General features: G+C 66.4%; 13 protein-coding genes. 8 read left to right on the forward strand and 5 right to left on the reverse strand.

The window, feature by feature from the left end; translation table 11 throughout:
• Nucleotides 1-35 precede the first annotated feature (35 nt).
• Entirely contained in the window at nt 36-425 is a 390-nt protein-coding gene (locus tag IEI94_RS14025; protein ID WP_191167914.1) for a RidA family protein, read from the forward strand.
• 74 nt (nt 426-499) lie between these two features.
• Nucleotides 500-1,015, forward strand: a complete 516-nt coding sequence (locus tag IEI94_RS14030) for an acyloxyacyl hydrolase (RefSeq protein WP_191167915.1) — start codon at nt 500-502, stop codon at nt 1,013-1,015.
• Between the two features lie 24 nt (nt 1,016-1,039).
• Here IEI94_RS14030 and IEI94_RS14035 read toward each other — a convergent pair whose 3' ends face one another.
• Complete coding sequence (locus IEI94_RS14035; protein WP_191167916.1) at nt 1,040-1,915, reverse strand: SDR family oxidoreductase; 876 nt, start codon at nt 1,913-1,915, stop codon at nt 1,040-1,042.
• Between the two features lie 80 nt (nt 1,916-1,995).
• Between IEI94_RS14035 and IEI94_RS14040 the strand changes: the two genes are divergently transcribed.
• Together IEI94_RS14040 and recG are read left to right on the forward strand one after the other, a co-directional pair.
• Complete coding sequence (locus IEI94_RS14040) at nt 1,996-2,916, forward strand: hydrogen peroxide-inducible genes activator (protein WP_191167917.1); 921 nt, start codon at nt 1,996-1,998, stop codon at nt 2,914-2,916.
• Nucleotides 2,913-4,994, forward strand: a complete 2,082-nt coding sequence (gene recG / locus IEI94_RS14045) for an ATP-dependent DNA helicase RecG (RefSeq protein WP_191167918.1) — start codon at nt 2,913-2,915, stop codon at nt 4,992-4,994. Before IEI94_RS14040 ends, recG begins: the two co-directional genes overlap by 4 nt.
• Before the next feature lie 12 nt (nt 4,995-5,006).
• On the opposite strand, the gene yccS is transcribed toward recG, so the two are convergent.
• The 4 genes from yccS to IEI94_RS14065 all read right to left on the reverse strand — a co-directional run bounded on the left by yccS (nt 5,007) and on the right by IEI94_RS14065 (nt 9,288).
• Nucleotides 5,007-7,223, reverse strand: a complete 2,217-nt coding sequence (yccS, locus tag IEI94_RS14050) for a YccS family putative transporter (RefSeq protein ID WP_191167919.1) — start codon at nt 7,221-7,223, stop codon at nt 5,007-5,009.
• A gap of 61 nt (nt 7,224-7,284) precedes the next feature.
• Entirely contained in the window at nt 7,285-7,641 is a 357-nt protein-coding gene (locus IEI94_RS14055) for a hypothetical protein (protein ID WP_191167920.1), read from the reverse strand.
• Between the two features lie 95 nt (nt 7,642-7,736).
• The gene (locus IEI94_RS14060) at nt 7,737-8,033 is read right to left on the reverse strand and encodes an HU family DNA-binding protein (RefSeq protein ID WP_191169600.1); all 297 of its coding nucleotides are present in this window, start codon (nt 8,031-8,033) and stop codon (nt 7,737-7,739) included.
• A 91-nt stretch (nt 8,034-8,124) separates the two neighbouring features.
• Nucleotides 8,125-9,288, reverse strand: a complete 1,164-nt coding sequence (locus IEI94_RS14065; RefSeq protein ID WP_191167921.1) for an NAD(P)/FAD-dependent oxidoreductase — start codon at nt 9,286-9,288, stop codon at nt 8,125-8,127.
• 84 nt (nt 9,289-9,372) lie between these two features.
• On the opposite strand from IEI94_RS14065, the gene IEI94_RS14070 reads away from it, so the two are divergent.
• The 4 genes from IEI94_RS14070 to phoR all read left to right on the forward strand — a co-directional run bounded on the left by IEI94_RS14070 (nt 9,373) and on the right by phoR (nt 12,925).
• Complete coding sequence (locus tag IEI94_RS14070) at nt 9,373-9,933, forward strand: chorismate--pyruvate lyase family protein (protein ID WP_412030921.1); 561 nt, start codon at nt 9,373-9,375, stop codon at nt 9,931-9,933.
• Between the two features lie 30 nt (nt 9,934-9,963).
• Nucleotides 9,964-10,848 carry a 4-hydroxybenzoate octaprenyltransferase gene (gene ubiA, locus IEI94_RS14075; RefSeq protein WP_191167922.1) on the forward strand — a complete coding sequence of 295 codons (885 nt, stop codon included), beginning with the start codon at nt 9,964-9,966 and terminating at the stop codon, nt 10,846-10,848.
• A 69-nt stretch (nt 10,849-10,917) separates the two neighbouring features.
• A complete protein-coding gene (gene phoB, locus IEI94_RS14080) occupies nt 10,918-11,607 on the forward strand; it encodes a phosphate regulon transcriptional regulator PhoB (RefSeq protein ID WP_191167923.1) in 690 nt (229 codons plus the stop codon).
• Between the two features lies 1 nt (nt 11,608).
• A complete protein-coding gene (gene phoR, locus IEI94_RS14085) occupies nt 11,609-12,925 on the forward strand; it encodes a phosphate regulon sensor histidine kinase PhoR (RefSeq protein WP_191167924.1) in 1,317 nt (438 codons plus the stop codon).
• Nucleotides 12,926-13,066: the final 141 nt, after the last annotated feature.

Below are 13,066 nucleotides of genomic sequence, written 5' to 3' on the forward strand. Positions count from 1 at the left end.
ACAATGTACATATCGCACTACGCGAGGGAGATATCATGAGCAACAAGGCCGTGATCAACACCGACAAGGCACCCGCCGCCATCGGCCCCTATTCCCAGGCCATCAAGGCCGGCAATACCGTCTACCTGTCCGGGCAGATTCCGCTCGACCCGGCCACCATGGCGCTGGTATCCGACGACGTCGAGGCCCAGGCCAGGCAGGTCTTCAGCAACCTGCAGGCGGTCTGCGAAGAGGCGGCCGGCACCCTGGCCGACGTGGTCAAGGTCAACCTCTATCTGGTCGATCTCGACAACTTCGCCATCGTCAACAAGGTCATGGAGGAGTTCTTCGACGCCCCCTTCCCGGCGCGCGCCGCGGTCGGCGTCAAGGCGCTGCCCAAGGGCAGCCAGGTCGAAGCCGAGGCCATCATGGTCATCGGCGACTGAGGTCGTTTTCCTGCTAACAGTTTCTAGGGTAGACTCGCCAGACAAGATTCAGGGACGAACCGCAGGAAACCCTCATGAGACGCAGATCGCTTCACCACCTGGCGGCCTTACTGCTGCCCAGTCTCCTACTGCTGGGCAGTCCTGCAGCGAGCTCGGCCGATGGCTATATCACGCTGGGCGCCACCAGCGAGGGCCAGCCGGCGCTGAGCCTGGGCCTGGACCGTACGTTCGGTCTCGGCTACTGGCACCCTCAGCTCGAGCTACGACTGGGCAGCGGGATACTGCTGCTGCCGGGCGATGACGGCGACGACAACGCCGCCTGGACGCTGACCCCGGCGCTGCGCTGGAGCTTTGCCGGCGAGCGCGGGATATTCGCCGAGGCCGGCATCGGTGCGGCGCTGTTCCTCAATACCCGCCATGAGGGACGCAATCTCTCCACCGCCTTCCAGTTCGAGGACCGCCTGGCGGTAGGTATGCCAGTGGGCAGCGGCGAACTCTCGGCCAGTTTGATCCACTACTCCAACGCCGGGATCAAACGACCCAATGACGGCTTCGAGACCTTCGCAGTGGGCTATCGACACCCCCTCTAACGGCTGGGCGCTGAGCGCTCAAGGCTACGCCTGCGCAGGCAGAAAACCGCCCTCCTGGAGCACCTGGGCATAGCCCTCGCGGAAGGTGGGGTAACGAAAGACATAGCCGCTCTCGCGCAGCCGGCTGTTGTCGCAGCGCTTGCTGGCGCGGCGACGCAGCGGGGACTGGATGGTCTCGGTGGACTCGACCTTGAGCTTGCCGGCCAGCCATAGCATGACCTCGTGCAGCGGCGCCGGTTCACAGTCGCTGGCCAGGTAGATATCGTCGACCGGGGCGCCGTCTAAGGTGAGCTGGATCAGATGCGCCAGCGCGCCGGCGCAGTCGTCGCGGTGAATCCGGTTGGAGTACATCGGCGGCGCACCCGCGGCGATACGCCCCTCGCCTACCTGGCGGATCAGACGGTCGCGGCCCGGCCCGTAGATCCCCGAGAAGCGCACCACGCTGCCCGGTAGCGGGTGGTCAAGCAGCGCCTGTTCCGCCTCGCGCATCAGGATGCCGGAGAAGCCGTGTGGCTGGGTGGGGCTGGTTTCATCCACCACCTCACCGTCCTGCTGGGCGTAGACGCTGGTCGAAGAGACGAAGAACACCCGCTTGGGCGGCGTGTCGCGGCCAGCAAATTCGCCGAGCACCGCGCGCAGACCATCCGGGTAGGCGGCCCGATAGGCGGCCTCCTCGAAATGATCGGCGCTAAGCACATACACCACCGTATCGGCATTCGGCAGCTTGCGGATTGCCTCCGGGTCGTTGACGTCCAGCGCCAGCGGTTCGATTCCGCTATCCTTGAGAGCCGCCTGGGCCTTGCGACGCACGCCAATCACTCGTTGACCGGCCGCCAGGAGCTCTTTTCCCAGGGTCATGCCGATGTCGCCACAGCCAATAATCAGTGTCGTTGTCTTCACCTTTCCCTCGCCCCTTGATAAAAAGTCCCTATTGGAAATTTGCTATCCATCTGCTCGAGAGGATGCCCACTGGCACCACCATGACTCTAACAGAACTCCGCTACATCGTAACCTTGGCCCAGGAGCGCCATTTCGGGCGTGCGGCAGAACGCTGCTTCGTCTCTCAACCGACGCTCTCGGTGGCGGTCAAGAAGCTCGAGGAGGAGCTCGGCGTAGCCCTGTTCGAGCGCTCCAAGTCCACCGTTCAGGTCACTCCGCTGGGCGAGCAGATCGTCGAGCAGGCCCAACGAGTGCTCGAGCAGAGCAGCGTGATCAAGGAGCTGGCCAACGCCGGCAAGGACCAGTTGGCCAGTCCGCTGCGGGTTGGCGCCATCTATACCATCGGCCCCTATCTGTTTCCTCACCTGGTGCCGGAGCTTGCCCGCAGCGCGCCGCAGATGCCGCTCTACATCGAGGAGGGCTTTACTGCGGCGCTGCGCCGCAAGCTACGCAGTGGCGAGCTCGACGCCATCATCGTGGCGCTGCCGTTCACCGAGTCCGACGTGCTGACCAAATCGCTCTATGACGAGCACTTCGAGGTGCTGATACCTGCCGACCACCCGTGGACGGCCAAGGCCACGATCGACAAGGAGGACCTGCTCGAGGAGCGGCTGCTGCTGCTCGGCGAGGGGCACTGCTTCCGCGACCAGATCCTCGAGACCTGCCCGGCCATCAGCCATCAGCTCAATAGCCCCAGCAACACCCTTACCGCAGAGGGCGGCTCGCTGGAGACCATTCGCCATATGGTCGCCTCCAAGCTGGGCATCACGGTGCTGCCGCAGTCGGCGATCGGCACCAGCCACTATGAGAGCGGGATGCTGACCAGCCGGCCGTTCACCCCCGAAGCGCCGTCGCGCACCGTGGCCATCGCCTGGCGTGCCAGCTTTCCGCGACCCAAGGCCATCGATGCCCTGACCGACGCTATCGCTCGCAGCCGCCGCCAGGCCATCGCGGCAGCATGACGCCCTTCGAGCAGCCGGTCACCGAACTCAGCGGGGTTGGCGAAGCGCTGGCCGCCAAGCTGGCCCGGCTGCGCATTGCCAGCCTCGCCGATCTGCTCTTCCATCTGCCGCTGCGCTATCAGGACCGCACCCGTATTACGCCCATCGGCACCCTGCGCGGGGGTGTCGAAGCGGTGGTCGACGGCGAGGTGGCGGCCAGCGACGTGGTGCGCGGTCGACGCCGCAGCCTGCTGGTCCGGCTCAAGGATGGCTCGGGCATACTTAGCCTGCGCTTCTTCCACTTCTCGCCGGCCCAGCAGCAGCAGTTTCAGCCCGGCGTGCGGGTACGCTGCTTCGGCGAGGCCCGCGCCGGGGCCACCGGGCTGGAGATCTATCACCCCGAGTATCGCCTGCTCAAACACGGCGAGGCGCCGGTGGACGAACACCTGACGCCGATCTACCCAACCACCGAGGGCCTCAACCAGGCGCGCCTGCGCGGCCTGATCCAGCAGGTGCTGACGCGCCTCGATGAGGAGCCCGAGGCGCTGCCCGACGGTATCCCCGAGGCGCTACGCCAACGCTTTCGTCTCGCCGGCCTGCATGAATGCCTGCACTACCTGCACCAACCGCCGCCGGACGCCGATCTGGAGCGCCTGGCCAGCGGCCAGCACCCCGCCCAACGTCGCCTGGCGTTGGAGGAGTTGCTCGCTCACCAGCTCAGCCTGCGCCAGATCCGTCTGCGCATTCAGTCCGACGGCGCCCCGCGCCTGCCCTCGGGACGCAGTCTGCAGGCGCGCTTCGTCACTCAGCTACCGTTCACCCTCACCGCCGCCCAGCGCCGCGTGCTCGACGAGATCAGCCACGACCTGGAGCGGCCCGCGCCGATGCTGCGACTGGTGCAGGGCGACGTCGGCTCAGGCAAGACGGTGGTCGCCGCCATGGCCGCGCTGCAGGCACTGGCCGGCGACTGCCAGGCGGCGCTGATGGCCCCCACGGAGCTGCTCGCCGAGCAGCACTTCCGTAGCTTCCACGCCTGGTTCGCGCCGCTGGGGATCGAAGTCGCCTGGCTGTCCGGCAAGCTCAAGGGCAAGGCGCGCCTGGATACCAAGGCGGCCATCGAAGACGGTCGGGCGCGGATGGTGGTGGGTACCCATGCGATATTTCAGGACGACGTGCGCTTTCAGCGACTGGGCCTGGCGATCATCGACGAGCAGCACCGCTTCGGCGTGCATCAGCGCTTGGCGCTGCGCGAGAAGGGCGAGGCCGGCGGCCTGACGCCGCACCAGCTGGTGATGACCGCGACACCGATTCCGCGCACCCTGGCAATGAGTGCCTATGCCGATCTCGACGTCTCGGTGATTGATGAACTGCCGCCGGGGCGCACCCCGGTCCAGACCGTGGCGGTGCCCGACGAGCGCCGCCCCGAGGTGGTCGAGCGTATCCGCCGAGCCTGTGCCGATGACCGCCAGGCCTACTGGGTCTGCACCCTGATCGAGGAGTCGGAGGCACTCGAGTGCCAAGCCGCCGAGGCCACTCGCGAAGAGCTCACCGAGGCGCTGCCGGAACTCGCCATCGGCCTGGTGCACGGGCGCATGAAGGCCGCCGACAAGGCGGCGGTGATGGACGCCTTCAAGGCCGGTGAGCTCGACCTGCTGGTCGCCACCACGGTGATCGAAGTTGGCGTCGACGTGCCCAATGCCAGCCTGATGATCATCGAAAATCCCGAGCGACTGGGGCTGTCGCAGCTCCACCAGCTCCGCGGTCGAGTCGGCCGCGGCGCCACCGAGAGCTTCTGCGTGCTGCTCTACCGCCCGCCGCTGTCGGCCCACTCGCGTGAGCGGCTGGGGGTGATGCGGGAAACCAGCGACGGCTTTCGTATCGCCGAGAAAGACCTCGAATTGCGCGGCCCCGGCGAGGTGCTAGGTACCCGTCAGACCGGATTGGCGCAGATGAAGATCGCCGACCTCGAGCGCGATCGCGACCTCCTCGAGGAGGTCAGCCCGCTGGCCCGGGCGCTGCTCGAACAGGCCCCCGAGGCCAGTCCGCCACTGATCCGTCGCTGGCTGGGTGAGGAAGCCGGCCGCTACGGCCAGGTATAGGAAGCCGACAACTCAGCTGGCTACAGCCGACGCCTCCGGCGCGGCGCCTCCGCCGACCGAGACCAGGCGATTGGCAGCCTCGGCGAGGGGCACCAGCTGCTGGGCGATCAGCCGCAGCTGGCTCTGGATCGGCCGATAGGGCACCTCCACCTCGCTGGCCTCTGCCGCCGGTGTCTCGAGCCGCATCAGCAGCGCGTTCACCTCGGACTCCAGCGGCCGCAGCGTGCGCCGCGCCTGCAGCGCCGCGGCGATCTCGCCCAGCATCGCGCCGATCTCGCGTGCCAGTGGCACCAACGTGGCGTCGTCCTCGTCGTCGGCCAGACGGTGGCGGTGGGCACCCAGTGCCGAGAGATGGCTGAGCAGGGTGTGCGACAGCACCAGGAAGCGCAGGCCGTCGTCGGCCTCCGTCTTACGGTAGTGCCCCGGCTCGTGCAGCATATTGGTCAGCACCGTCGACAGCGCGGCGTCGGCATTATGGGCGTTGCGTCGCGCCAGACGGTAGGCCAGATCGTCCTGCTTGCCGGCCTCGTACTGATGGATGATCTCATCGAGATAGCCGCGGCTGTTGCTCAGCACCTTGGCCGCTTCGCGATTGAGGCGCCGGCCCTGCCAGTCGGGCAGGATGAAGAACACCGCCAGCCCGGCGATCAGCGCGCCGAGCAGGGTATCGAACAGCCGCGGCCAGATTAGATCGAAGCCGTCGCCGACCTGATTGAAGCTGCACAGCACCAGCAGGGTGATCGAGGCGGTGGCGATCACATAGTGCTTTTCGCGGTTGGCGAAGAAGGCCACGCCTGCTATCACCGCGATCAGACTCTGCACCAGCGGCTGCGGAAACAGCGTAATCGACATCCAACCGGCCACCAGGCCCAGCACGGTGCCAACAATGCGCTGGGTCAGGAAACGCCGGGTGGTAGCGAAGTTGGGGCGGCATACGAACAGCGTGGTGAGCAGAATCCAGAACCCCTGCTCCGGATCCAGCCACTGCAGCAGCGCATAGCCGGCGAGTAGCGCCAGCGGCAACCGCAGGGCGTGACGGAAGGTCGGCGAGCCTAGCGTCAGGTTGAGCCGGATACGCGCCCAGGCATCACCCAGGCTGCTCGGTGAACGGTTGAACAGACTGTCGTCACGGCGCGGCTCATCGGCATCCGGGTTATGCGCGCTGGCCAGCTGCGACTCCAGGGTAGCGAGGTTGTCGGCCAGCGCATCGAGGGGGAACAGCAGCTCGCGCCATTCCGGTCGGCGCTGGTCGCGCAGGTTATCGATCGAGGCACGCAGATCCTCCAGCGCCTGTTCGCTCTGGCGGTGATCGAAGGGGCGGTTGAGCAGCAACGCCTTGGCCAGTCGTCGACAGGCCAGCCCCTGCTGGTCGAGCAGTCGCTGGCAGCGGAACAGCACATCGTGGTGAAAGAAGGCTTCGGTCAGGGCGGCATAGGGATAGTGGGTGGAGCTGGCCCGCTCGTGGATATCCTGGGCGATGAAGTAGATACGCAGATAGCGATTCAGCTTGCGGTCGCCGCGTTGGCCTTCAAGACGCCGGAAGATCATCTCCTTGGCCTGATTGAGGGCCTCCACCACCTTGCCGTTCTGGCGCGCCAGCGCCAGCCGCCGCGCCTCGATATCGGCGTCGCGCAGCGGCTCGAAGAGCGCCGACTTGAGTACCAGGTATTCGCCGAGCGCCTTGTAGACCCGCGCCATGCTCTGCTTGACAGGCTGACGCGAGAACAGCGCGCACCACAGCACCGAGATGACCCCATACCAGGCCGCCCCGGCCAGCAGCAGCAGCGGCTGGCGCCAGGGGCCGTCGTCGGGCACGCCGCCGTGATGCTCGATATTGATCATCGAGTAGATCGACAGGATCAGGGTGCCGGAGGCGATGGTGGCATAGCGCTGACCAATCGCGCCGAGCATGATCAATACGAAGGTGGCCAGCCCCAGGCCGGCGGCGAACAACCACGGCCAGGGATAGAGCCACTGCACGCTGAGCGAGGCCACCGCAAAGCAGGCCAGGGTCACCAGAAGCGCCTGCAGCCGCCCCTGCCAGCTGTCATCGGTCTCTGACAGAGCGCTGGCGATAATCCCCAGAAACAGCGGAATCACCAGCGCAATATCCCCCTTCACCCAGCTGAGCAGCAGGGCGCCGCTGAAGGCCAGAAAGACCCGCAGGCTGTAGGCGAACTTGTCCAGCGTCCATAGACGCCGGAGGGGTAACGAGAACGTGGTCGGCATGGTGATGTTATACGTTAGTATAACGATGGATGGCTAGCGCCGGCATCAACGCAGCGCCGTTTCACAGGTGGCGCAGTAGCGCCTGCAGCCGGGTCAGGTCCTTGGAGTCGCCGACCAGCCGCACCTTGCCGCTCATCATGCCGTCGAGGAAACTGCGCTGGGTCGGCTTGCGCAGTACCCGCACCGCGGTATCGGGATCGGCAAAGCGCAGTTCCAGGTCGAGGTCCACCGGCAATCCCGGGGCCGTCTCGATGCCGCGCGGCGACATGCGGTAGTGGCGGGCAATGGAGAGGTCTTCGGTGGCGATGCCCCAGTCGAGATGACGCATCTTGTCGAGCGCTTGTTGGAAAGCGGGCTTGCGCCGCAACGCCCGTTTGAGCAACAAGCCGAGCAGCCACAGCATCAGTCGCAGCTTCATGGTAGTTCCTGGCATGGAATGGGTCACACTGACACGACGCCGATGGCCAACTGGCTGAGGCGCAGGGCGTCGCGTCATGAGGCGCCGCGTTAGGGTTACTTGGCGACGGCGTCCTTGAGCGCCTTGCCGGGCTTGAAGGCCACGGTCTTGCTAGCCGGAATGGTCAGCGGCTGACCGGTCTGGGGATTCTTGCCGGTACGTGCGGCACGCTCGCGCACGGTGAATGAACCGAAGCCGATCAGTGAGACGTCCTGACCCTTGGATACGCTGCCGGTGATCTCATCGAGAATGACGTTAAGCACCTGGCTGGCTTTGTCCTTGGATAGATCGGCACGCTCGGCAATCGCCGAGGCGAGTTCTGGTTTGCGCATATAGCCCTCCTTGTTTGGCATTGGCATGGCGGCACAGCCGCCGTGTTATTATTTATTACTAAAAATTTACGTATTGGTTACGCGGTAATGACCGCAGGCTCGCAACGCAACGTCAATAGACTAGCAACGGCGGTGCCGCCCGCGCCAGTTCGACTTTCCGCCTGACGCAGGCGCCTGTCAACGCAAAACCGATCAAACGTCCGTCCTCGGCTTCGGCCAGGGCCGCCAGATCCGCCCCCTCCCCCTCGATCCGCCAGCGCGCCACTGGCCGCGTCGGCGGCAGTGCCACACAGGGCAGCAGCGGCGTCTTGACCAGGACCGGCCAGGCGCCGTAGCTGACCTGGGTGGGGGTGCCGGCGAGGGTCGCCGCCAGCGCCTTGGCGCTGGCCTGCAGCGGCTGGACGTACATCGCATTGACTCCCGCCACGCAGGCCACATCACCTAGCGCATAGATTCCCGGCTGCGAGGTGCATAGGGTGCGATCCACCATGATGCCCGCCCCGCTGACCGCCAGTCCAGCCTCGGCGGCGAGCGCCGTGCGCGGTACCAGCCCGGTGGCCACCAGCACCAGATCGGCCTCCAGCGTCTGGCCGTCGTCCAGCCGCACTGCGACCTGGCTGCCCTGCGAATCCAGTACCCTAAGCTGACGCCCGAGGTGCAGCTCGATGCCAGAAGCAGTAAACGCTTCACCCAACACCCGGCCCAGCGGCTCGGGAAGCAGCCGCGGCAGCGGCGTGGCTTCCGGGGCCACCAGGCTTACCCCATGCCCGCCTGCGGAGAGGTCGTTGGCGAACTCACAGCCCACCAGACCGGCGCCAATGATCGCCACCCGCGCCGGGCGCCCCAGCGACTCGAGCGCGGCGTGAAAGGCGCGGTAGTCGTCGAGGTCGTTGATGGTGAACACGCGTGACGCGACAACCTCGGGTATCGCAAAGGGCACCCGCGGTGCAGCGCCGGTGGCGATCACCAGCTCGCCGTAGGGCAGAGTTTCCGAGCCGATCGAGAGCGTCCGTGCGGACGGATCGATGGCCGTGACCCGGGTATGCGGGCGCATCACCACGCCGAGCTGGTCGGCAACGTCCAGCGCCGAGCGGGCCGCCAGCCGTTCCGGCGGCAGGCGCTTGGCGAAGCCGGTAGATAGCAGTGGCTTGGAATAGTCGTCGCCGCTGTCGGCGCTGATCAGGGTAATCGGTCGCTGGGCATCTCGGGTGCGCAGTTGGCGAACCAGGCCCAGTGCGGCCATGCCGCTGCCGATAAGGGTCAAGGGGGCGTCCATGAAACTCCTGGGAATCGAGGTCTGACAACCGGGATCATTGGACGTCCATGGTACACTACGGCCCCGTTTTTGACCCGGAGCCCACTGGTGCCCGATCGCGCGATCGCCCACTTTCCAGACTGCCGTTGGCGGCCCGCCGCGGCCCATCGCCCGGCCATGAGCGCCGCCTGGTGGCAGTGGGTCGCGTCCTGCGACTCGCTAACCGCACGCCTGGTCGCCGCCGCCGATGGGCGCGCCTTTCGCGTCAAGCTGCTCGACCAGCGCCTCGGCCAACCGCGCCTGGATGAAGCCCTGGCGCTGGGGCTGCCGCAGCGCCAGGTCGCCTGGCTGCGCCAGGTGGCCCTCTGCGTCGATGAGCGGCCCTGGGTGGTGGCGCGTTCGGTGGCGCCGCTGGCTCAGCTGCGCGGCCAGCGTCTCGAGCGGCTCGGCGAGCGCTCGCTGGGCAGCTGGCTGTTTCGCCAGCCCGGCCTAAAGCGCAGCCCCATCGATGTCAGCGCCGATGCGGCGCCCTTCACCACTGGCGATCTGCCCTGCCACGGGCCCTGGGGGCGCCGTTCGGTGTTTCGCCACGGCGACTTCGCGGTGCTGGTGCAGGAGTTCTTTCTCGATACCATGGCGGATGAATTGGCGCTGCCGCCGCGCTAGGATAAGGCGCGTCGCTGCTGGAGATGACTGATGGACCAACCCCCTCGCCCTCGCGGCCTGAAACGCCTGCCCGACTTCTTGCGCCTGATGCGCCTCGACCGGCCGATCGGTACCTGGCTACTGATGTGGCCCACGCTGTGGGCGCTGTGGCTGGCCGCCGACGGCCTGCCGAGCCGCGATATCCTGCTGATCTTCGTCGCCGGGGTCTACGCCATGCGCGCCGCCGGCTGCGTGATCAACGACTACGCCGACCGCCACGTCGACGGCCACGTCAAGCGTACCCAGGACCGCCCGCTGGCCACCGGGCGCATCAGCGAGCAGGAGGCCAAGGGACTGTTTGCCGGCCTGGTCGCGGTAGCCTTCCTGCTGGTGCTGTTTACCAATCTGTTCACCATTCTGCTATCGATCGGCGGGGTGATACTGGCCTTTATCTACCCCTTCATGAAGCGCTATACCCACTTCCCCCAGGTATTCCTGGGCGCGGCGTTCTCCTGGGCGATTCCCATGGCCTTCGGCGCCGTGCTCGGCCATGTGCCCACGGAGGCGTGGCTGCTGTTCGCCGCCAACCTGGCCTGGACGGTGGCCTACGACACCCAGTACGCCATGGTCGACCGCGACGACGATCTCAAGGTCGGCATCAAGTCCACCGCGGTGCTGTTCGGCCGCGCCGACAAGCTGATCATCGCCCTACTGCAGCTGGTGACCCTGGGCCTGCTCGGCTGGATCGGGCTGCGCCTGGCGCTGGGCGGCTTCTACTGGCTGGGGCTGGCCGCCATGGCGGCAATCTTCGTCTATCAGCAGGGCTTGATCCACGACCGCTCCCGGGAGCGCTGCTTCCAGGCCTTCCTCAACAACCACTGGGCGGGGCTGGTGCTATTCGCCGGGCTGGCGCTAACGCTTTGGCCTGAGGGGTAGGGTTGTCATGAGAATGTCATCTTTGCGCGTTGTAATCGCCATACTGTCATGACCCCATGAGGCTACCGGATGTCCGCCAAGACCGTTCTGATCGTCGATGACGAAGCCCCCATCCGCGAGATGATCGCCGTGGCCCTCGAGATGGCCGACTACCAGGTGCTCGAGGCCGACAATGCCCAGGATGCCCACGCCATCATCGTCGACCGCCAGCCCGATCTACTGCTGCTCGACTGGATGATGCCCGGCACCAGCGGCATAGAGCTGGCCCGGCGCCTCAAGCGCGACGAGACCACCAGCGAGCTGCCGATCATCCTGCTCACCGCCAAGAGCGAGGAGGACAACAAGATCCAGGGGCTCGAGGCCGGCGCCGACGACTACATCACAAAACCCTTTTCACCGCGGGAGCTGGTGGCACGCCTCAAGGCCGTGCTGCGGCGTACCACGCCCAAGGGCGTCGAGGATGCAGTAGAGGTCGAAGGACTGATACTCGACCCCGCCAGCCACCGCGTCAGCGCCCACGGCAGTGCGGTGGAGATCGGCCCCACCGAATATCGCCTGCTGCAGTTCTTCATGACCCACCAGGAACGCGCCTATACTCGTAGTCAGCTGCTCGACCAGGTGTGGGGTGGCAATGTCTATGTCGAGGAGCGAACCGTGGACGTGCATATCCGCCGCCTGCGCAAGGCGCTGGGCGAACCTCATCAACATCTGATCCAGACCGTGCGCGGTACCGGTTATCGGTTCTCCGCCAAGGTCTGACGTGCGCCTCTGGAGCCGCGAGCTGTGGCGCCTGGCGCTGATCGTCGCTGCCGCCTCACTGGCCGGCTGGCTGCTCGATGCGGTGGCACTCGGCCTCGCCGCCGGCCTGGCCATCGTGTTGCTGATGCAGCTGCGTCAGCTGTATGTGCTGCACCGCTGGCTGACCCGCCACTCCCAGGCCGAACCGCCTACCGCCCGCGGCCTGTGGGGCGAGCTGTTCGACCGCCTCTACAAGTACCAGAAGACCCAGCGCATTACCCAGCAGCGCCTGCGCGACACCCTTCAGCGCATTCAGGATTCGTCGGAAGCGATGAGCGACAGCGTGGTGATGCTCGACCGGCGCGGCGACCTGGAGTGGTGGAACAGCGCCGCCGGCCGCATGCTGGGGCTGCAGACGGCCCACGACCGCGGCCAGCACATCACCAACCTGCTGCGCGACCCGCGCTTTATCGACTACTTCAACGCCCGCCACTACCGTGAGCCACTGACCCTGCCCTCGCCCATCGACGAGCGCCAGATGCTGCAGTTCCAGATCACCCTCTACGGCGACGACGAGCGGCTGCTGATGGCCCGTGACATCACCCGCCTGCATCGCCTCGAGCAGATGCGCCGCGACTTCGTGGCCAATGTCTCCCACGAGCTGCGTACCCCGCTGACGGTGCTGGCCGGCTACCTCGAGACCTATGCCGACGTCGCCGATCAGTTGCCGCCACGCCTCGGCCGCGGCCTCGGCCAGATGCAGGCCCAGACCTCGCGCATGCAGAGCCTGGTCAACGACCTGCTGCTGCTGTCGCGGCTGGAGATCGACCGCCGCGGTGACGACGAAGTGCCGCTGGCGGTCGACAGCCTGCTCGAGACGATTCGTCGCGACGCCGAATCGCTCTCCGCCGGACGCCACCAGCTGCGCGTCGAGTGCGACGACCCGCGCCGCCTGGTGGGCAGCGAGCAGGAGCTGCGCAGCGCCATCTCCAACCTCGCCTTCAACGCCGTGCGTTACGCCGGTGACGGCTGCCACATCACGCTGCGCTGGCGCAGCTACCATGACGCCGCCTGTCTCGAGGTGGAGGACAACGGCGAGGGCATCGACCCGGTGCATATCCCGCGCCTCACCGAGCGTTTCTATCGCGTCGACAAGGGCCGCAGCACCGCCACCGGCGGCACTGGCCTGGGCCTGGCGATCGTCAAGCACGTGCTGCTACGCCACGACGCCCGGCTCGAGATCGTCTCCCACCCTGGCCGCGGCGCACTATTTCGCTGCGTCTTTCCCACTTCGCGCCTTGCTCAACCCAGTGCCGTGGCGGCGCCACCCCAGGCCTGAGCGCTAGCCAAGCAGACGGTTTCAAACGCAACAGTCGAAACAGCGCTGAAAGTCGGCACCAAGCTCCCCTGGCATTCTCAGCTACCTTGTGAGAGAAATCTCACACGGGCAGTCGCCCATCAAACGCTTGAATGAACCGAG

Origin of the sequence: Halomonas sp. ML-15, assembly GCF_014779595.1 — a bacterium.
Lineage (GTDB): Bacteria > Pseudomonadota > Gammaproteobacteria > Pseudomonadales > Halomonadaceae > Franzmannia.